At 52.9% G+C, this 17094-nt stretch carries 21 protein-coding genes and 2 pseudogenes; 19 read left to right on the top strand and 4 right to left on the bottom strand.

Translation table 11 applies throughout. The features are described 5' to 3' along the window. Positions 1–361 precede the first annotated feature (361 nt). From EKN00_RS07840 to EKN00_RS07925, 17 genes and pseudogenes are all read left to right on the top strand, one after another. Complete coding sequence (locus EKN00_RS07840; RefSeq protein ID WP_127849583.1) at positions 362–1708, top strand: minor capsid protein; 1347 nt, start codon at positions 362–364, stop codon at positions 1706–1708. Beyond that, entirely contained in the window at positions 1695–1877 is a 183-nt protein-coding gene (locus EKN00_RS07845; RefSeq protein WP_127849584.1) for a hypothetical protein, read from the top strand. Before EKN00_RS07840 ends, EKN00_RS07845 begins: the two co-directional genes overlap by 14 nt. Before the next feature lie 138 nt (positions 1878–2015). Further along, positions 2016–2516: pseudogene (locus EKN00_RS11175) on the top strand (phage scaffolding protein). Between the two features lie 145 nt (positions 2517–2661). Next, positions 2662–3036, top strand: a pseudogene (locus EKN00_RS11155) (UDP-N-acetylglucosamine 2-epimerase); the annotation flags it as partial. An 8-nt stretch (positions 3037–3044) separates the two neighbouring features. Continuing rightward, positions 3045–3239: a UDP-N-acetylglucosamine 2-epimerase gene (locus tag EKN00_RS11160; protein ID WP_164848073.1), complete on the top strand. Its 195-nt coding sequence runs from the start codon at positions 3045–3047 to the stop codon at positions 3237–3239. 66 nt (positions 3240–3305) lie between these two features. Further along, positions 3306–4709: a cysteine--tRNA ligase gene (gene cysS, locus EKN00_RS07870; RefSeq protein WP_127849589.1), complete on the top strand. Its 1404-nt coding sequence runs from the start codon at positions 3306–3308 to the stop codon at positions 4707–4709. Then, entirely contained in the window at positions 4706–5125 is a 420-nt protein-coding gene (locus EKN00_RS07875; protein ID WP_127849590.1) for a Mini-ribonuclease 3, read from the top strand. Before cysS ends, EKN00_RS07875 begins: the two co-directional genes overlap by 4 nt. Further along, positions 5106–6020, top strand: coding sequence for a 23S rRNA (guanosine(2251)-2'-O)-methyltransferase RlmB (rlmB, locus tag EKN00_RS07880; RefSeq protein WP_127849591.1), 915 nt, complete (start codon positions 5106–5108; stop codon positions 6018–6020). Before EKN00_RS07875 ends, rlmB begins: the two co-directional genes overlap by 20 nt. Positions 6021–6517: 497 nt before the next feature. Continuing rightward, a complete protein-coding gene (locus tag EKN00_RS07885; protein WP_127849592.1) occupies positions 6518–7069 on the top strand; it encodes a sigma-70 family RNA polymerase sigma factor in 552 nt (183 codons plus the stop codon). Between the two features lie 192 nt (positions 7070–7261). Continuing rightward, the gene (gene rpmG, locus EKN00_RS07890) at positions 7262–7411 is read left to right on the top strand and encodes a 50S ribosomal protein L33 (RefSeq protein ID WP_127849593.1); all 150 of its coding nucleotides are present in this window, start codon (positions 7262–7264) and stop codon (positions 7409–7411) included. Between the two features lie 12 nt (positions 7412–7423). Further along, positions 7424–7594 (top strand): preprotein translocase subunit SecE, encoded by a 171-nt coding sequence (secE, locus tag EKN00_RS07895; protein WP_127849594.1) that lies wholly within the window; start codon positions 7424–7426, stop codon positions 7592–7594. A gap of 202 nt (positions 7595–7796) precedes the next feature. After that, positions 7797–8348 carry a transcription termination/antitermination protein NusG gene (nusG, locus tag EKN00_RS07900; RefSeq protein WP_127849595.1) on the top strand — a complete coding sequence of 184 codons (552 nt, stop codon included), beginning with the start codon at positions 7797–7799 and terminating at the stop codon, positions 8346–8348. 106 nt (positions 8349–8454) lie between these two features. Beyond that, positions 8455–8778, top strand: a complete 324-nt coding sequence (locus EKN00_RS07905; RefSeq protein WP_127849596.1) for a DMT family transporter — start codon at positions 8455–8457, stop codon at positions 8776–8778. A gap of 221 nt (positions 8779–8999) precedes the next feature. Further along, complete coding sequence (rplK, locus tag EKN00_RS07910; protein WP_127849597.1) at positions 9000–9425, top strand: 50S ribosomal protein L11; 426 nt, start codon at positions 9000–9002, stop codon at positions 9423–9425. Between the two features lie 95 nt (positions 9426–9520). Continuing rightward, positions 9521–10210, top strand: coding sequence for a 50S ribosomal protein L1 (gene rplA, locus EKN00_RS07915; protein ID WP_127849598.1), 690 nt, complete (start codon positions 9521–9523; stop codon positions 10208–10210). Positions 10211–10447: 237 nt separating this feature from the next. Further along, positions 10448–10762, top strand: coding sequence for a hypothetical protein (locus tag EKN00_RS07920; RefSeq protein WP_127849599.1), 315 nt, complete (start codon positions 10448–10450; stop codon positions 10760–10762). A 296-nt stretch (positions 10763–11058) separates the two neighbouring features. Next, the gene (locus EKN00_RS07925; protein ID WP_127849600.1) at positions 11059–12708 is read left to right on the top strand and encodes a phosphoenolpyruvate carboxykinase (ATP); all 1650 of its coding nucleotides are present in this window, start codon (positions 11059–11061) and stop codon (positions 12706–12708) included. 84 nt (positions 12709–12792) lie between these two features. On the opposite strand, the gene EKN00_RS07930 is transcribed toward EKN00_RS07925, so the two are convergent. Further along, positions 12793–13455 (bottom strand): histidine phosphatase family protein, encoded by a 663-nt coding sequence (locus tag EKN00_RS07930; RefSeq protein ID WP_127849601.1) that lies wholly within the window; start codon positions 13453–13455, stop codon positions 12793–12795. A 281-nt stretch (positions 13456–13736) separates the two neighbouring features. Between EKN00_RS07930 and EKN00_RS07935 the strand changes: the two genes are divergently transcribed. Together EKN00_RS07935 and EKN00_RS07940 are read left to right on the top strand one after the other, a co-directional pair. Beyond that, positions 13737–14558: a Cof-type HAD-IIB family hydrolase gene (locus tag EKN00_RS07935; RefSeq protein ID WP_127849602.1), complete on the top strand. Its 822-nt coding sequence runs from the start codon at positions 13737–13739 to the stop codon at positions 14556–14558. 170 nt (positions 14559–14728) lie between these two features. After that, positions 14729–14914 carry a hypothetical protein gene (locus EKN00_RS07940; protein ID WP_127849603.1) on the top strand — a complete coding sequence of 62 codons (186 nt, stop codon included), beginning with the start codon at positions 14729–14731 and terminating at the stop codon, positions 14912–14914. 58 nt (positions 14915–14972) lie between these two features. On the opposite strand, the gene EKN00_RS07945 is transcribed toward EKN00_RS07940, so the two are convergent. Genes EKN00_RS07945 through EKN00_RS07955 form a run of 3 tightly spaced genes read right to left on the bottom strand, consistent with a single transcriptional unit; the run spans position 14973 to position 16988 of the window. Next, positions 14973–15344: a hypothetical protein gene (locus tag EKN00_RS07945; RefSeq protein ID WP_127849604.1), complete on the bottom strand. Its 372-nt coding sequence runs from the start codon at positions 15342–15344 to the stop codon at positions 14973–14975. Beyond that, on the bottom strand, positions 15341–15688 hold the full coding sequence (locus EKN00_RS07950) for an acetyl-CoA carboxylase (protein WP_127849605.1): 348 nt from the start codon (positions 15686–15688) through the stop codon (positions 15341–15343). The genes EKN00_RS07945 and EKN00_RS07950 overlap by 4 nt, the downstream gene beginning before the upstream one ends. Continuing rightward, the gene (locus EKN00_RS07955; RefSeq protein WP_127849606.1) at positions 15681–16988 is read right to left on the bottom strand and encodes a Y-family DNA polymerase; all 1308 of its coding nucleotides are present in this window, start codon (positions 16986–16988) and stop codon (positions 15681–15683) included. Before EKN00_RS07955 ends, EKN00_RS07950 begins: the two co-directional genes overlap by 8 nt. Positions 16989–17094 lie beyond the last annotated feature (106 nt).

Consider the following 17094-nt stretch of genomic DNA (forward strand, 5'->3'; position numbering starts at 1 on the left):
CTTCTAGTGTAATATCAGTCTTGGACATCTAATTTCCCTGCCTTTGCTTTTGGTTTGGTCGCTGTAAAGTATAACGCTTGGGGGACTAGGTGTTCTTTTTTTGCAAAAAAACAGGCCTAAGCTTCTCAGTGTTGAATTTAATCAACACCAAAAATCTTAGACCCATAGTTTTCAGGATAGCGTAGGTGATCGATAGGCGAGATTACTGGCAACGGCGATACGTCGAATTGAAAGCGGCAAGTGAGCGGTCAGGAATGCAGTACGAGCAGGAGATGTTTAGTCAGCTCGACGCTGTTAATCAAATGATTGCGGTTATGACGATGAGCTGGACCTGGTCTACATCAAGCAGCAGGTGGCCCGATTGCAGGAGCTACAGCGGCAGATTGTGCAGCAGGTGTCTCCAGTCATCCCAGAGCTGACTGATAGCATGTCTGAGGCAATGGTGCACCGCTACATGGACGCTTACGAGCACGCGACTTATCTCAATGAGTCCGTGTCGGGTAACCAGGTCAGCTGGGCCAACTACAACGAGGACGCGGTCAAGATGGCAGTGTCCAAGCCCTGGCAGGGTGGTGACTTTAGCCAGCGCATCTGGGGCACGATGGGTAACCAATTCCCTGAAATGCTGGTGAGCAATCTGGTACAAGGGTTAATCCTTGGCGAGAATCCTCGCAAGATTGCTAAGCGTGTGGCTGCAACCAATAAGCAGCTGCAAGAGTCCAACTTGCATCGGCTCATCCAGACCGAGATGGCCCACGTGACCGAAGAGGCCACCTTCAAGTCATACCAGGACACAGACGTCGAGTGGTACGAGTACATGGCCACGCTGGAAAGCCGGACGTGTGAGACGTGCGGCCATATGGACATGGAACATTACAAGGTCAGCGAGAAGGTGTCTGGGGCAAATTATCCGCCCATTCATCCATACTGTCGGTGCACAACGGCGGCCTGGTTCGAGGGCATGCCCGAAGTAGGCAAGCGATGGAGCAAGGATCCTACAACTGGCAAGAAGAAAATGGTTGACGGGATCAGCTTCGATGAGTGGAAGAACGGTTATGATTTGCTCACGAAACAAGATCACGTTGCTGAGCCCAAGGTTGCTGCGAGTGTGCCAGTTCCAAAAAACATTCAAGCTTACACTTCGCAGGCTGCAGAGCACGTTATTGCAAGCAATCCATTTTTAAAGCGTGCCTTCAACGGAAATAAATTAAATCTCATTTATGACGAGACAACATTCTTTGGACGGTCCAACATCATTGGTGCAACATCTCGGTCAGAAGATAAGACTATTCACCTGAACCCGGCACACTATCAGTCTGAAACTTTGCTAAAAAAATATATGGAATCTGGCAAGGAAGACTTTGTGAATATAAAGCCTTCACAGTACAGAAAATATCCAATCATCCACGAAATGGGTCATATCTTTCACAATGAGTTATGGAATCAATACCAGCAGCGTAACCCGGATTCAATAATTAGCCGAGAGAAATTTATTGCTGACGAAACTCGGAAGATATATACTATCTATGAAAAGCAGACTGGCAAAACGGTGAAGCCGTCGTTGCTTCCTTCCGTATATGCAACTAAGAACGATAGCGAAGCTTTTGCTGAGCTATTCACGCTTGCCAACATTGGGCGGCCGTCGCAATGGCGTACTGCGATGAATACTTACCTGAAAGGGGTGAATCAATCTGATGCAGGCACTTAAATTATTGAGACATCCAGAATGGATTAAGAAAAAAGCTGATGGCTGGTATCAGAGAGATAAATCAGGGCTTTTACAGCTCGTTGATGATGCCCCAAAAGAAGCACAGGAAGCATATCAATCGTATCTTGATCTTGAACGCTTCGAGCGGGAAAATCAGTTCGACGCATAGCACTCACCAATCGGTGGGTGTTTTCTTTTGCCCAAAATGAATAATCTCGCCCTAGACATGGCGTTAAAAGGTCTATTTTTTGTACCCGATCGTGGTCGCCCCACGTAAAAAATTGCGTTAGGGAGAAAGGACTTAATCATGAACCGTGAAGAATTAAAGAATCTCGGACTCACAGACGAACAGATTGACAAGGTGATGGCTGCACATGGCCAGGCAACTCAGAAGCTGCGTGATGCTAACAGCAAGCTCAGCCAGGACCTGTCAGACAAGACTGCAGGCAGTACCGATACAGCGGCCAAGCTGGAGGATGCCCAGAAACAGATTAAGGCGCTCGAAAAGAAGGCCGGTCAGGCTGATGACCTGAGCAAACAGTTGGATGAGGCAAATGGGAAGCTCACTAGCTTCAAGCTGGAGAGTGCCGTTACTAACCAGTGGACTGCTGCTAAGGTGTGAAACCCTAAGGCCGCTATGGCGCTACTCCCAAAGGGCGCGCTCAAGCTCGATGATGCCGGCAATGCGCCCGACCTCAGCGAGCAGATTGAGGCACTGCGTAAGAGCGACGGATACCTGTTTGACCAGGGCACCAAGTCCAACTACACGCCAGCTGGTGGTGAACCTGGGACCCCAGATTCGGCCTAAGCCATGATTGACCCACATACGGACAAGACAGGTGGAGCACCTGGTGGCCCTGACAAAAAAGGGAAAGAGTTGGTATTTTTTGTTGTCCTGATTAATCGCTGGTATACTTGCATTAAACCAGTCAGTTAGCCTTGGAGGTTAGTGTATGAGTAAAATCAAAGTGATGACGGTATTTGGCACCCGTCCGGAAGCCATAAAGATGGCGCCGGTGGTTCAAGCACTGGCAAAACGAGATACGGAATTTACGCCCGTCACCGTGGTCACGGCGCAGCACCGGCAAATGCTCGATCAGGTTCTTTCGATATTCCGCATCAAGCCGGATTACGATTTGAACATCATGAAGCAGCGGCAGACCCTGGATCAGATTACGAGTAACGTCTTACTCGGACTCGGCGACATCATGGAGAAGGAAAAGCCCGATATCGTGCTCGTGCACGGGGATACCACAACGACCTTCGCCGCCAGCATCTCAGCCTTCTACCACCAGGCCAAAATCGGCCACGTTGAGGCGGGATTACGGCGGGCACGTTGCGCTTAGTCGGGACCGACCCCGACGTGGTTTCCAGCAGCATGATAGAATTGCTTGATGATGCGGACGCCTACGCCAAAATGGCCGGGGCCAAAAATCCTTACGGGGACGGTTTTGCCGCCGAGCGCATTTTGGATGCAATTGCCTACAGCTTCGGCCTCAGGAAGAACGCACCGCAACCATTTGAGATTTAGACCGCAAATATGATTAATCCGGCACAAAATTGAAAAATGTGCCATTAAGACCAAGGAGGTTCGACTGTGTTAAAAATCTACAACACCCTTACGCGGACGAAGGAAGAATTCACGCCAATTGTTCCTGGCGAAATTCACATGTACGTGTGTGGCCCGACCGTTTATAACTACATTCATATCGGGAATGCACGTTCAGCAATTGCCTTTGACACGATTCGCCGCTACTTTGAATATCGCGGGTATAAGGTGACCTATGTCTCCAACTTTACCGACGTGGACGACAAGATTATTAACCGCGCAAAGGAGGAGGGGGTTGCGCCCCTTGACCTTGCACAGCAATACATCGACGCGTTCATGGAGGACACGAAGGCACTGGGCATCGAACCAGCAACCGTGAACCCGCGGGCAAGTGAAATGATTCCGGACATCATCGACTTCATCCAGGACTTGATGAGTAAGGGGTACGCGTACGCCAGCGACGGCGACGTGTACTTCCGGGCACGCAAGGCGAAGAATTACGGGGCGCTGGCCAACAAGAACATCGATGAACTCGAACAGGGCGCAAGCAAGCACGTGGCTGATGCCGAAACCGCGCGCAAGGAAGACCCAATCGATTTTGCCCTGTGGAAGAAAGCCAAGCCGGGCGAAATCTACTGGGATGCTCCGTTTGGCCCCGGCCGGCCGGGCTGGCACATTGAGTGTTCCGTGATGAGCACCAAGCTGCTGGGCGACACCATTGATATTCACGGCGGTGGTCAGGACCTGGAGTTCCCGCACCACCAGAATGAAATTGCTCAGAGTGAGGCCAAGACCGGCAAGAAGTTCGTTAACTACTGGATGCACAACGGGTTTGTGACCGTGGGCGACGATGAGCAGAAGATGAGCAAGTCACTGGGCAACTTTGTGACCGTGCACGACATCATCAAGACCGTCGACCCGCAAGTGCTGCGGTTCTTCATGGCAACAACGCAGTACCGCAAGCCGATTGGGTACACCGAGAGCAACCTGGCCGAGGCCGAAACAAGCGTGAGCCGCCTGCGCATCGCGCGTGAGGCGCTGAGCTTCCGCCTGGACGGTTCTACGCCGGGCAGCGACCAGGCAGTGGACCAGCAGCTTGACGAGCTTGAGGCACGGTTTGTGGCCGCAATGGATGATGACATTAACGTTCAAAATGGGCTGACAACGTTGTTTGACCTGACCAAGTTGATGAACGAATACAGCAGCCGGGATGAAGTGCAGACCGAAACGGTGAAGGCAATGCTGACCAAGTTCGATGCTTGGCTCAAGATTTTTGGCCTCACGTTTGAGGAACAACTGCCAGATGCGGATGTTGACGCACAGATTAAGGCGCGCGATGCCGCACGGGCCGCAAAGGACTGGGCGACAAGCGACCGGATTCGTGATGAACTGACCGCACAGGGCATTGTGCTTGAAGATACCGCGCAGGGAACGAGGTGGCGCCGCGCATGAGTGTTAATCCAGAAATGTTAAACGGTGTTGCCCTAGCTTACCTGGGGGATGCTGTGTATGAAGTGTTCATCCGCACGCGCATGCTTGAGCGGGGAATCACCAAGCCCGCCCAGCTGCAAAAAGCCGCGAAGAACTTTGTTTCCGCTAAAGCCCAGGCCGCGCTAATCGACGGGATGGAGCAAGGCGGGATTCTCAGCGACGACGAGTGGGCCATGTACAAGCACGGCCGCAACGCCAAGAGCTACACGCACGCTAAGAACACAGATGTGGTCACGTACCGAATTAGTACGGGCTTTGAAGCACTCTTTGGTACCCTGCAAATGCTGGGCCGCACCGATCGGGTTGCGGAACTAGCGCACTGGTGCATTGAGTACGTAGAAAATGGAGGAACTGGGCATGGCAAACTGGAACAATAGGCAAGACAAGCATCCAAGTCGTGCTGATGGCGATGATAAACGGCGCGGTGGTGGCCGCAAGTTTCAAGGTGACCGGGACAATCGCGGGCGCAAACCTAACCGCGGCAAGGTAAGTCAGCAGCCAAAACAGGCGTTTGATGATAGTGCCGAAGAAACCGATACCGAGTTTATTTTTGGCCGGCACGCGGTGCAAGAAGCCCTGCGCGAGGGTAGCGCGGCAACCATTAACAAGTTGTTCGTGCAGTCCGAGCTTAAGGGTGACCAGATTCACGACATTGTGAAGACCGCTCAGACCAAAAAGATTGTCCAGAGCCAGGTACCCAAGTCCAAACTGGATTTGCTGAGTGACGGCGGTAACCACCAAGGGGTCATGCTTGCAATGTCACCCTACGCCTACGCGACAATTGACGACCTGTTCGATCATGCCGCCAAGAAGGAAAGCGACCCGTTCTTCCTCATCCTAGACAACCTTGAAGACCCCCACAACTTGGGCTCAATCTTGCGGACGGCGGATGCGGTTGGTGTTGACGGTATTATCATTCCGAAGCACCGCGCCGTTGGTTTGACCAGCACGGTGGCCAAGGTTAGTACCGGGGCAATTGAACACGTTCCCGTGGCGCGGGTTACCAACCTGGCAGCCACAATTCGCCAGCTGAAAGAGCGCGGCGTGTGGATCTTCGGGACCGCAATGGAAGGTCAAGACTACCGTAAGTGGAACGCAAAGGGATCGGTTGGCCTTGTTATTGGGAACGAAGGCAAGGGGATTTCTCCGGGCGTGGCCAAATTAATGGACGCCACAATTTCCATCCCAATGGTCGGGCATGTTCAAAGCCTGAACGCGAGCGTCGCTGCCGGGGTACTGATGTACCAAGCCTTCACCTCGCGGCAGCAGTAACAACCTAAAACCTAGCTCGCACCGTTAACTCTTGCGGGCGACGAACTGAATATGCACTACCTAGACTCGCCGGAAATTTTGCTTTCCGTAGCGGGTCTTTTTTGCATGTGTGGCGAAGACCGGTGCAGCCGCCGCACCGCAGAGTTCACAGGGAAACCCAGACCAGACTTGGCTGCCAACTCCTGCACCGCGGAGCTATCGTAAAAATCTAATGGATAGCTAATTAAAATTGATACAACAAATTCTGACAAATGAAGTTGCAAAAAATGATATAGAATGCCGCGGTGCTGCGGATTTGCGCGCTAAGTTTAAATCATTCTTGGTTAGCCTGGTGCACCATTTCCCGTCAGAAACCGTTTTCTCTGCCTTTTCAAGGAGGGCAACTGTGTGTTCGCTAGTTTAATATTGCCGCTCATTTTATATTCAATGCAGCGGTAAAGCTTACCAAGCATGACTGGCGGGCTTGCCGCAATCTGAATTCTTAAGAGGTGAGTTAAGTGCCAGAAGACATGCTAGCGCTGATTGCACGTGCTCGGTACGATACGGATGCTTTCGTTCAGTTGTTCGAAAAATACAAGCCAGTTGCACTTGGACAGATTCGTCAATTCCAGGTGGCTGGTTTTAGCCACGATGATTGGCTTCAGGAGGCAAAATGCGCAATGTGTAAGTGTCTAAATTGCTATGATCCCAGTCAGGGCTCGAAGTTTGGTTCATACTATCATTTAATCCTTCGCCGTCACTTCATCAGTATCCTGCGTAAGCACACGACGCAAAAACGGGCGGGTGAGGGCAAGGCAATTCAAATTGGGGCAAGCGGAACGGACATTGACCAGTTCCTAGTTAGTAATGCGACCAACGCGCCGTCCGTCGAGGATCAGTGTCTGACCCGTGCAGACCTAAACAATTTCTTCAAAACTCTTTCCAGCGCTGAGGCTCAAGCATTGCTGGCGCACGTTCATGGCAATGCGCAGCAAACTCACAATCACGCTCGCGCACTAGCACGGGCCCGGGTTAAGCTGCGCGCTTACCTGGAGGCACAGAAGCAGTAACCGCTTGGAATTCATTGCCTCAATGTTACTTGAGACATTTATGACTGCGGTGCACACACATACGGGATAATTGGCACTTAGACCTTGTTCATTGGCGGCGAAAATGGTAAACTACTACGAGATTAGGTGGAGAATCCACCCGAAGTAGAGCCTGGCCGCTGGGTCATCGCTCCAAGAATTAGGAGGACCGCCATGAGTGTCAAGAAAGTGGCGTTAGCCTGCAGCGTGTGCGGTCAGCGGAATTATTTCATCCCTGAAAGTAAGAAGCGCACAGAACGGCTGACGCTCAATAAATATTGTAAGTACTGCGGCAAGGTAACGAGCCACCGCGAAACTAAGTAAGGAGGGGTAAACGTGAAGTTCTTAAAGAGTGTTATTGACGAAATGAAATTGGTCACCTGGCCAACCGGTAAGGAAACACGTCGGGACACGAGTACCGTTGTGCTCACCTCCATCCTGTTCGCGGTTTACTTTGCACTTGTTGATTGGGTATTGATTGCACTACTAAACAAGTTCATTTTCTAATTACAACTAAGCATGAGAGGGTTCGACAACGCGTCGAGGCCTTTTTTTGTGCGGTGATTTGCCGGATTGCGGCTAAGTTCCACGCCTGATTCGGTGTTGTAAAAACAAGGTGTCACTCACGCGTAAGTATGATATACTTCTTGCAGATGGGACCGATGCCGTTTGGGTAGAGGTTTTTTATTTTGCGCTAAAGACTGAAAGGATGGCCAATATGGAATCAGCTGAGAAGCAGTGGTACGTGCTGCACACATACTCCGGTTACGAAAACAAGGTTAAAGCAAACCTGGAATCCCGGGCAAGCTCAATGGGGATGGACGATTACATTTTCCGCGTAATCGTGCCTGAAGAAGAACAGCACACCGTGAAAAACGGTAAGGATAAGGTCGAAAAGGAAAAGACCTATCCTGGTTACGTGCTTGTCGAGATGGTTATGACCGACGAATCATGGTTCGTTGTGCGTAACACCCCTCAAGTGACCGGATTTGTTGGTAGTCACGGTGCCGGGAGCAAGCCCGCACCACTTCTGCCCGAAGAAATCGCCAAGATTCTGCGCGAGATCGGGATGGAAACACGCCACTCAGACGTTGACTTCGAAGTTGGCGAAACCGTGAAGATTGTTGACGGGGCCTTCTCCGGGACGACCGGTAAGGTGACCGAAGTCGATCACGAGCACTTCAAGATGCGGGTTAACATCGAGATGTTCGGTCGCGAAACAGCCGCTGAACTTGATTTTGATCAGGCAGAAAAAATTTAATTAGTGCCACCGGGCATGCAGCATTCATTATCATTTCGTTAGGTCTAGTCGAAATGGCAGTGGGTGCTGTTTTTTTAGTTACTGAGGATTTTAATGGAGGACGAAGATGTACGCGTGGATAATGTTAGTGATTGCGGGGCTGTTTGAGGTGGTGTGGTCCTCGTTCATGAAGGTCAGCAACGGGTTTACGAATGTGCCGGCCACAATTGCCACAGTGGCCGGGATGCTGGCGAGCTTCATCTTGTTGGCGCGGGCGACGACGAAGATTGACCTGGCCATCGCCTACCCAGTCTGGACCGGTATTGGTGCGGTGGGGGCGGTGCTCGCGGGGGTCGTGTTGTTCCGTGAGCAGTTGAACCCGGCCACCTTGTTTTTCGTGGCATTATTGCTGGTGAGCATTGTTGGCATTAAAATGACCAGTGGCAACTAAACATTACCCGGAAAATACTGGCACCTGACGCCGCACGTTGCTGGCCGCCGCGCCGTGAACAAGCACAGGCACGCGTGAGTTTCCATGAAAAATTGGCGCGGGGGCTGGTTGTAAATCGGGGTAATTTATGCTAAGTTATACAGGTATGTTTTTGCATACAATGTGGGAGACCAAAAATGATGGTCATCTAACCACATCACGGACTAAGGAGGTAATGTCTCGTGGCTAAAAAAGTAGCAAACATTGTTAAGCTTCAGATCCCTGCTGGGAAAGCAACTCCTGCTCCTCCAGTTGGTCCTGCTCTTGGGCAGGCCGGGATTAACATCATGGGCTTCACCAAGGATTTCAACGCTCGGACTGCAGATCAGGTCGGCATGATTATCCCTGTTGTGATCACCGTATTCGAAGACCGTTCTTTCGAATTTGTAACCAAGACTCCTCCAGCAGCTGTTCTCTTGAAGAAGGCCGCTGGCGTAGAACACGGCTCTGGTGAACCAAACACCAAGAAGGTTGCTACGGTAACCAAGGCTCAGGTTCAGCAGATCGCTGAAACGAAGATGCAAGACCTTAACGCTGGTAGCGTAGAAGCTGCTATGCGCATGGTTGAAGGGACTGCTCGGTCCATGGGCTTCGTTGTCGAAGGCTAAACCCAGCTATCCGGATGGACGGTGAAAACCGTCACAATCAGAGTGGAAGGGAATAAGTTTCCCGCTGACCACATTTGCAAGGAGGAAAACCCAGAATGGCTAAAAAAGGTAAAAAGTACATTGAAGCAGCCAAGTTGGTCGACAAGACCGCAACCTACGCTCCAGAGGAAGCTTTGGAACTCGTAAAGAAGGCTAGCTTCGCTAAGTTTGACGAAACGGTTGAAGTAGCATACCGTCTCTCTCTTGACCCAAAGAAGGCTGACCAGCAGCTCCGTGGTGCTGTTGTCCTTCCTAACGGTACCGGTAAGACTCAGCGTGTGATTGTCTTCGCTCAGGGCGAACAGGCAAAGCAGGCTGAAGCAGCTGGTGCAGACGTTGTTGGTGCAGACGACCTCGTTCAGAAGATTTCTGACGGTTGGATGGACTTCGACGTTGCCGTTGCTACCCCACCTATGATGGCTAAGGTTGGTCGTCTCGGTCGTGTCCTCGGTCCTAAAGGTTTGATGCCAAACCCTAAGACCGGTACGGTTACGATGGACGTTACCAAGGCTGTTAACGACATCAAGGCTGGTCAAGTGACCTACCGTGTCGACAAGGCTGGTATCATTCACGCACCAATCGGTAAGGTAAGCTTCGACACTGCAAAGTTGCTCGAAAACTTCACCACACTGAACGACATCCTGAACAAGGTTCGTCCTGCATCCGTTAAGGGTCAGTACATCAAGAGCCTGACCGTAACTTCTACGTTCGGCCCTGGTGTCGCAGTTGATGCAAACAAGTTATAATTAAAAACTGAAGCAGCAAGCCCCAAGCGGGTTTGCCGCTTCTTTTTTTTCGCCGGAATTACCGGCGCGGGCGGCGCCACAACTGTCAAGACACCAATCATTTCGTTCTTATTTTGACTTAGTCTCCGGGCGGCACTAAGATAGACATGTACCGGAACACGCAGTCAAGACAGCATCTGCTTGCGCCATTCTGATGCCTATTTTGAATTTTTTGTAAATTAATTTGGAGGCACAGATATGAGTGACAAGACCGAAGTTGAAAGTTTCTTTAAGAGCGCTAAGAAGGACGATAATGGCGAATTCGTGCGCATAATCTTTTACAGTGATGCAGATTATAGCGAATTTGATCCCGAAAACGACGCTAAGCTGGCCAAGATGGGTAAGTGGTGCTGGAACCCCGAGCACAATATTTTGTTGCTAGAAGTTGCTGACGCCAAGAAGTTCGACGACCACGAGTTACACCAGGGCCTGCGCGAGAGCGGCTTCCCTGTGACCGGATTCGAAATTCGGCACATCCCAACCCAGAAGGCCAGCGAGAAGCTGATTGCCTAAACAAGATTGACCCACCTTTGCAGTAAGTGCGAGGGCGGGTCAATTTTTTTGCCTGCAAGTGCGTAAAACTGCGCGGTGGGGTGCTCGTCCGCAAGTTTGCTTGGGCATTTTACCCAATGTGCCAAAATGGCGGCATATTGGGTTTGACAGCGCATACATTTAGTCGCTAAACTTAATATATACCCAAAGTTTATTATTCGGGGCGGGTTCAAGTAGTGAAGAGGAGACAAACTAGATTAGCGTGCGTCGTCAGCGCATTATGATGAGTCACGGCGCGGGCCTGAGGAGGAATGGATATGGCAACTACACGTGAGTTTGCGCGGACGGCAATCGGGCCAAACAACCGGTTGTTTTCGAACTTCAAAGTGATAGTGGAGTCGGCGTTTTATGGCAACAACGTGGTGCATATCGGTGATTTAGCGACTGCGTATGCCAATGCACGCAAGGCCCCTGGCGTGGTGACCACGGACATGCCCGTGGCGCACACCGACGAGCTGGGGCTTCCCGCCGACGCTAAGGTCCTCGTGGCCAATGACGGCCGGGTTGTTGGCCGGACTGCGGCTGCAAGGCGCATCATCGGGCAACCGGGCATCGACGCCAAGTACTACGGGGATGTTCTGCGCGAGGCAGTCTTTGCCGGGACACGGCGGCAGTTTTACACTGGCGACGTTGTGGTTGGGCTCGACAAGGAGTTCTCCGTGTCGGCACACCTGATGCTGAACCAGGACTACGCGGCCAACTTCTATTCATACCTGCTTAACTTCCAGATTGCCACGAACACGGTGCTCGAGCGTTACGCCCACAGTAACCCGCTCCCGGAAAACGACATTTACATTTACGCTGATCCTGATTGGTCATCGCCGGACTTCCCCAATGGGCTCGCGTTGTTTGACCCCGACCACAACGTTGCGGCAATTCTTGGTCTGCGCTATTTCGGCGAGCTGAAGAAGTCCACCCTCACGCTGGCGTGGGCGACCGCGCACCGCAATGGCTTCACGGCCTGCCACGGCGGGATGAAACGCTACGACCTGGGCGACCGCAAATTCACGATGGCGGCGTTTGGTCTGTCCGGCTCCGGCAAGTCCACAATCACGCTGGCCAAGCACGCGGGCAAGTACATCGTGGACGTTCTGCACGACGACGCCTTCGTGATTAACCGCCAGTCCGGGACCACAACGGCACTCGAACCGGCCTACTTTGACAAGACGGCCGATTACGCGCCGAGTGACCCGGCGCTGAACTACTTCCTCACGGCGCAAAACGTGGGGGTGACGCTGGATGACAAGGGGCAAAAGGTGATTGTGACCCAGGAAGTGCGGAACAATAACGGACGCGCAATCAAGTCCCGCTTCCTGACACCGAACCGGGTGGACCACCTGGCGGAACCACTGAACGCGGTCTTCTGGATTATGAAGGACGACACATTGCCGCCAGTGCTCAAGATTACCGACCCAACGCTGGCCGCTGTGTTTGGCGCAACGCTGGCCACCAAGCGGTCCACCGCCGAGAACTTGGTCGGGAAGGTGGACATGAACGCGCTCGTGATTGAGCCGTTTGCTAACCCGTTCCGCTGCTACCCACTGGGCGAGGACTACGCCGACTTCCGCACCATGTTTGCGGGCGGGAAGATTAATTGTTACATTCTGAACACGGGCTTTTTCAATGGCGTGAAGGTTACCCCAGGGGTGACGCTAGGGTCAATTGAAAAAATTGTGGAAAATCAGGCGGCGTTCAAGCCGTTTGGGCAGGTCAACAACCTTGAATACCTTGATTTGCCAGACTACCCGGTCGACTTTACCGACAAGGATTACGTTGACCGCCTGCGCGCGCGGATGCACGACCGTTTGCAGTTCGTGCAGAAGCAGAAAACGGAACTGGACGGTTACAACGCACTGCCGGTTGAAGCTGAATCAACCCTGCTCGACCTAATTGGGGAGCTTAACTAAATCCTGATGCTCGATGCGTGCAGGCGGGTAGTTGGGGCAATAAAATAAGGTACCTAGCGTTTACGCGCTGGGTACCTTATTTTGTTATGGCATCTGGTTGTAACTGAGCACCTTAATGCCGGAATCATTCAGTTCGATTTTGCTAATTGAGCCGTTCTTCGGGCTTTCGGTCACGACAAAGCCGTCCTGCTTCCCGAATTTGTCGACGATGCTGCGGATGGTCGTGCCGTGGCTGACCATCAGGACGCGGCCGCCGTTTGGGTTGTCCCGGCGCAGTTCGGCGAATCCGTGCATGAGGCGGGTCCAGTAGGTGCGGGCATCCTCGGCGTCGTGGAACGGATCGGTTTCGTGCATGAGGTCCTTGGACGCATCGACGCCTAGTGCACTGATGATGGCGCTAAAGGTTCGGTGGCCACCGTGCGGCATGCCGACCATGTACCACGTGTTCGCGGAATCGGCTCCTTCGAACGAGCCGTAGCACTGTTCGCGGAAGTTGGGGGTGACGGTCAGTGGGGTGGTTTTGGCGTAAACGTTCGCGGCCAGGATGTACTTGACCGTGTTCTGCGCGCGCATGGTGTCGCTGCAATATGCGTGGCTGAATTCGGTGCGCGCAAGCTTTTCGCCCGTGCGCTTGGCGTCCTCAATCCCCTTAGTCGTGAGCGGTGAGTCACACCAACCCTGCATTTTATTGTACCGGTTGAGCAGAGTTTGACCGTGACGAACGAGATAAACAGTAATTGGTTCCATTACAGTGATGCTCCTTTGATCTTGCCGAAATAATTGCTACCACTATCGTACCATTTGTGACTGGCAAACAAAATTATTATTGGCCGGGAATAACGCGGACCAAATGGCCAATTATTTAACAATTTGTGACCCGTTTAGGTAAAAAAACAGCATAACCAAAAACGCTTACTTGCAAAGTATGGTAATCTAGGCATTGGACATTGGTGCATATGAGCTGCACTGAAACGCACGGCGCAACAGCCGAAGTTGCGCTGGACGTTAAGATATTAGGGGGATTTTCCATGTATAAATTGTTAGTTAGTGACCTGGACGAAACGCTGGTCCGGGCCGATGGGAGTATTTCCCCAGAAAACGCGGCCGCCATTCGTGAGGTGGTGGCGCGTGGCATTAAGTTTGTGCCGAACACCGGACGCGGCTTTGCGTCCGTGCAGGAATTGCTTAAGGCTATTGGTACCTACCAGCAGCCGGGCCAGTACGTCATCTCATATAACGGTGGTGCGGTGATTGAAAACAAGGACAATCAGGTCCTTGCGACCGGCCAAATGCCGTACGCTGATGCCAAACAGATTTTTGACATTCTAGCGACGCACCCGGAAGTCGACGTGCACGTGTACACGCTGAATCATCTGTACATTTACAACGAACGTCCCGATGATTTGGACTATGTTGCAAGTCGCGGTGTGGTCTACAACAAGATGCCGGACACCGACTTCACCCGTTTTGCCCACAAGCACATCATGAAGGTCATCTTCATGAACCCAGACATTGATATTCGGCACCGCGTTGCTGAAGAGGTCAAAGCGGTGATGGGGGACAAGGTGGACCTGACCTATTCGTCCGCCCGTTACGGTGAGTTCAACCACCACGGCGTGAACAAGGGGAGTGCGACCCTGCAGCTGGCGGACAAGCTCGGCATCAAGCCGGATGAAATCATGGCCTTTGGGGATAACGCCAACGACATTCCGATGCTCAAGGTTGTGGGGATGCCGGTTTCGGTCAGCAACGGGATTCCCGACGTTAAGGCACTAGCCAAGTACGTCACGGCCGCCAACTACCAGACCGGAGTTGCCGAGGCAATTCACAAGTTCATTTTGGATAAGTAACTAAAAGAAGACCAACCTGGGCCGCAGAAGCGGTGCAGGTTGGTCTTCTTCTTTTAGAATTGGGCCGGGTATTGCCCGGGAAATATCTCGCGGCGATGTCAATCCTGCCCATTCGCGTTGGCCAACATGCTATGCTTAAAGAAACGGCAACGAGATTGGAGGACTGACGGATGGCACGAAGCAGGTTGATTCTCTGGGTGATTTTCGGGGTGCTCGCAGTGGGCCTAACTTTCAGCATTGCATTGCTCTTGCGGGCGCTGGTGACACGACACACAACGTGGTGGGACTGGTTCCTGCCGATGCTTCTAATCTACACAATGGTGAATGAGTGGCGCCTGCTGCAACGAAAAAAATGAGCGGCGGTTACACGCGGGCCTGCCGTGCGCCGGTGTGGCGTGGCGGAATGCTGCCGCGTCACAGCACGCGCACATTCCTGATTGTTTCCAGATCAATGCGGCTGCTGCCGATGACCACGTCCGTGTCGGTGTACCCACGCACCAACCCGAGGATGTCGGGCCCGTATTCACCGTTTGGCGCGATTGAGGTCAACTGAATAGCAACCGGGTGGCTGTTTGCGAAGGCGTCGGCCAGGATGACGCCGATTTGCTCGGGGCTTTGCTGCGGGCGCGGCGGGTAGGTGACTGCGGCGGCTTGTTTGGCTTTGTTCAACGCGCTGGTGTGGTCGGATAGGTAGTAACCCTGCCACTTGGTCATGCCGCGGTCACGGTACTGGTGGGCAAAATAATCTTGGACGAGCTGCTCCGACCACCCCGCCTGGTAGTTCATTCGTCGGCCTCGCGCCGGTATTGAATTACGCGTCCAGATTCAGGCCAGCGCATGCCCGTGAAGCCCACGAATTCGTAGGTGAGCTTTAGCACACAGCGTAATTCGCCAATGACACGTTCCAGTAGTGGCAGGTTGTATTGCTCCAGCGTGTGCAGGGGCACGGATTTGTGCCGGCGCCCGCGGGGGACAGTGTTGAAGAAGAAATTGTACTGCTGACCGTACCGGTTGTTGACCACCGTAATCCAGTAGCGGGTGTTGCGGTGGCGGCCAAACAGCGCGTCGGCGCGGTCGAAAATGATGCGGGCCGGCTTGCACAATTCATCAGGACTTTTGATTTTAGTCATAAGCGTTACCTCCATTATGGCCACCGACCAGACTGGCGCGTTCGATGGCGGTGCCGCCGTGAACCTTACTGGCGGCGTAAACTAGCTTGGTGAATCCGAACCGGTGGCGAATCTCGTCGACGGTCCGTTCTAAATCAACGTTCTTAACCTGGGTGGTGATGGAGTCCAAAAGGCTTAGCTGCTGGCCCGAATCGTGGGTGATGCGGCCACAGCTAACGTAGAGGTTGCGCACCGCCTGATTCTCCCAGTTGCGGCGGAAAATCTGGAGCAGCGCGGCAACAATCTCGGTGTTCGTGTTCGTGGGGTCGATGCGCAGGGCGCCGTGGAAACCACCGCGGCCATCCTCTTCGGCACTGGCGTAAGAAAAACCGACGCCGAGATTGACGACGCCACACTGGTAATGGTGGTGCCGCAGCCGGGAAGCAACCTGTTCGCCGATTTCCTTGATGACCAGTTCGATTTCGTCTGGCATCTTGTAATCGCGCGGCAGTACCTGCGAATTGCTGATGGAGCGATTGTGCACCCGCACTGGGGCAGCAGGGTGTGCACGGTCGATGCCCCAAGCGAGGGCGAACAGCTGCTCACCGGCCAGTCCCATCTCCTGCCGCAGGGCGTACGGGTTGGTGTGGGCGAGGTCGTACATTGAGTGAATGTTCATCCGTGCCAGGTGGGCGGCGGTGCGGTCGGCAATGCTCCAAACACTCGTCATGTCGGTGATGGGCCATATTTTGTCCGGGAAGGTTGCATAGGTGAGCCTGCCGGTGCGGTCTACATCGTTGTGCTTGGCAAACAGATCAAGGGCGAGTTTGGCCTGCACCGGGTTTTGGCCAATACCAACGGTGGTCCAGATGCCGAGTTCATCGTGGACGGCCTTTTGGATTTGGTGGGCAACGTCGAGTGTGGTTTGGCCAAACAGGTGCCAGGACTTAGTGATGTCGAGGATGGATTCGTCGATTGAGTACGGCCACAAATCCTCGGGGGCGACGTAACGCTGGAAGATGCGGTTGATGGCTAGGTTGCATTGTATGTAAAGGTTCATGCGCGGCGGCACCACGAACAGATCCTCGGACTGGGGCAAATCCCGCTGCCGGGAGACGTTGGACTGCAGGCCGAATTCCTTCTTGGCAACTGGTGAGGTGGCCAAGATCAATCCGCCGTTAGTGTTTTCCTGTTCGGACATCACGACGAGCGGGGTCTTCAGCGGGTCGAGCCCGCGGGCAACACACTCAACTGAAGCATAAAAAGACTTACTATCAATTAAAAAGAACACGCCGTGCGGTTCACCAGAGTAATCGAGCATGTGCGCACCTCCAATTTGGTTAGCGAACGTTTGTACGTATTCATTATACGAACGCCCGTTCGTAAAAGCAATGGATTGACGCAAATTCGGGTGAGTTTTTTACCGG

The sequence above is a fragment of the Lacticaseibacillus hulanensis genome, from assembly GCF_004010095.1.
GTDB classification, from domain to species: Bacteria; Bacillota; Bacilli; order Lactobacillales; family Lactobacillaceae; genus Lacticaseibacillus; species Lacticaseibacillus hulanensis.

Coding starts and splice junctions, on each gene's coding strand:
- EKN00_RS07845 (WP_127849584.1), top strand. CDS start 1,695: ATGCAGGCACTTAAATTATTGAGACATCCAGAATGGATTAAGAAAAAA.
- EKN00_RS07875 (WP_127849590.1), top strand. CDS start 4,706: ATGAGTGTTAATCCAGAAATGTTAAACGGTGTTGCCCTAGCTTACCTG.
- rlmB (WP_127849591.1), top strand. CDS start 5,106: ATGGCAAACTGGAACAATAGGCAAGACAAGCATCCAAGTCGTGCTGAT.
- rpmG (WP_127849593.1), top strand. CDS start 7,262: ATGAGTGTCAAGAAAGTGGCGTTAGCCTGCAGCGTGTGCGGTCAGCGG.
- nusG (WP_127849595.1), top strand. CDS start 7,797: ATGGCCAATATGGAATCAGCTGAGAAGCAGTGGTACGTGCTGCACACA.
- EKN00_RS07905 (WP_127849596.1), top strand. CDS start 8,455: ATGTACGCGTGGATAATGTTAGTGATTGCGGGGCTGTTTGAGGTGGTG.
- rplA (WP_127849598.1), top strand. CDS start 9,521: ATGGCTAAAAAAGGTAAAAAGTACATTGAAGCAGCCAAGTTGGTCGAC.
- EKN00_RS07920 (WP_127849599.1), top strand. CDS start 10,448: ATGAGTGACAAGACCGAAGTTGAAAGTTTCTTTAAGAGCGCTAAGAAG.
- EKN00_RS07925 (WP_127849600.1), top strand. CDS start 11,059: ATGGCAACTACACGTGAGTTTGCGCGGACGGCAATCGGGCCAAACAAC.
- EKN00_RS07930 (WP_127849601.1), bottom strand. CDS start 13,455: ATGGAACCAATTACTGTTTATCTCGTTCGTCACGGTCAAACTCTGCTC.
- EKN00_RS07935 (WP_127849602.1), top strand. CDS start 13,737: ATGTATAAATTGTTAGTTAGTGACCTGGACGAAACGCTGGTCCGGGCC.
- EKN00_RS07940 (WP_127849603.1), top strand. CDS start 14,729: ATGGCACGAAGCAGGTTGATTCTCTGGGTGATTTTCGGGGTGCTCGCA.
- EKN00_RS07945 (WP_127849604.1), bottom strand. CDS start 15,344: ATGAACTACCAGGCGGGGTGGTCGGAGCAGCTCGTCCAAGATTATTTT.
- EKN00_RS07950 (WP_127849605.1), bottom strand. CDS start 15,688: ATGACTAAAATCAAAAGTCCTGATGAATTGTGCAAGCCGGCCCGCATC.
- EKN00_RS07955 (WP_127849606.1), bottom strand. CDS start 16,988: ATGCTCGATTACTCTGGTGAACCGCACGGCGTGTTCTTTTTAATTGAT.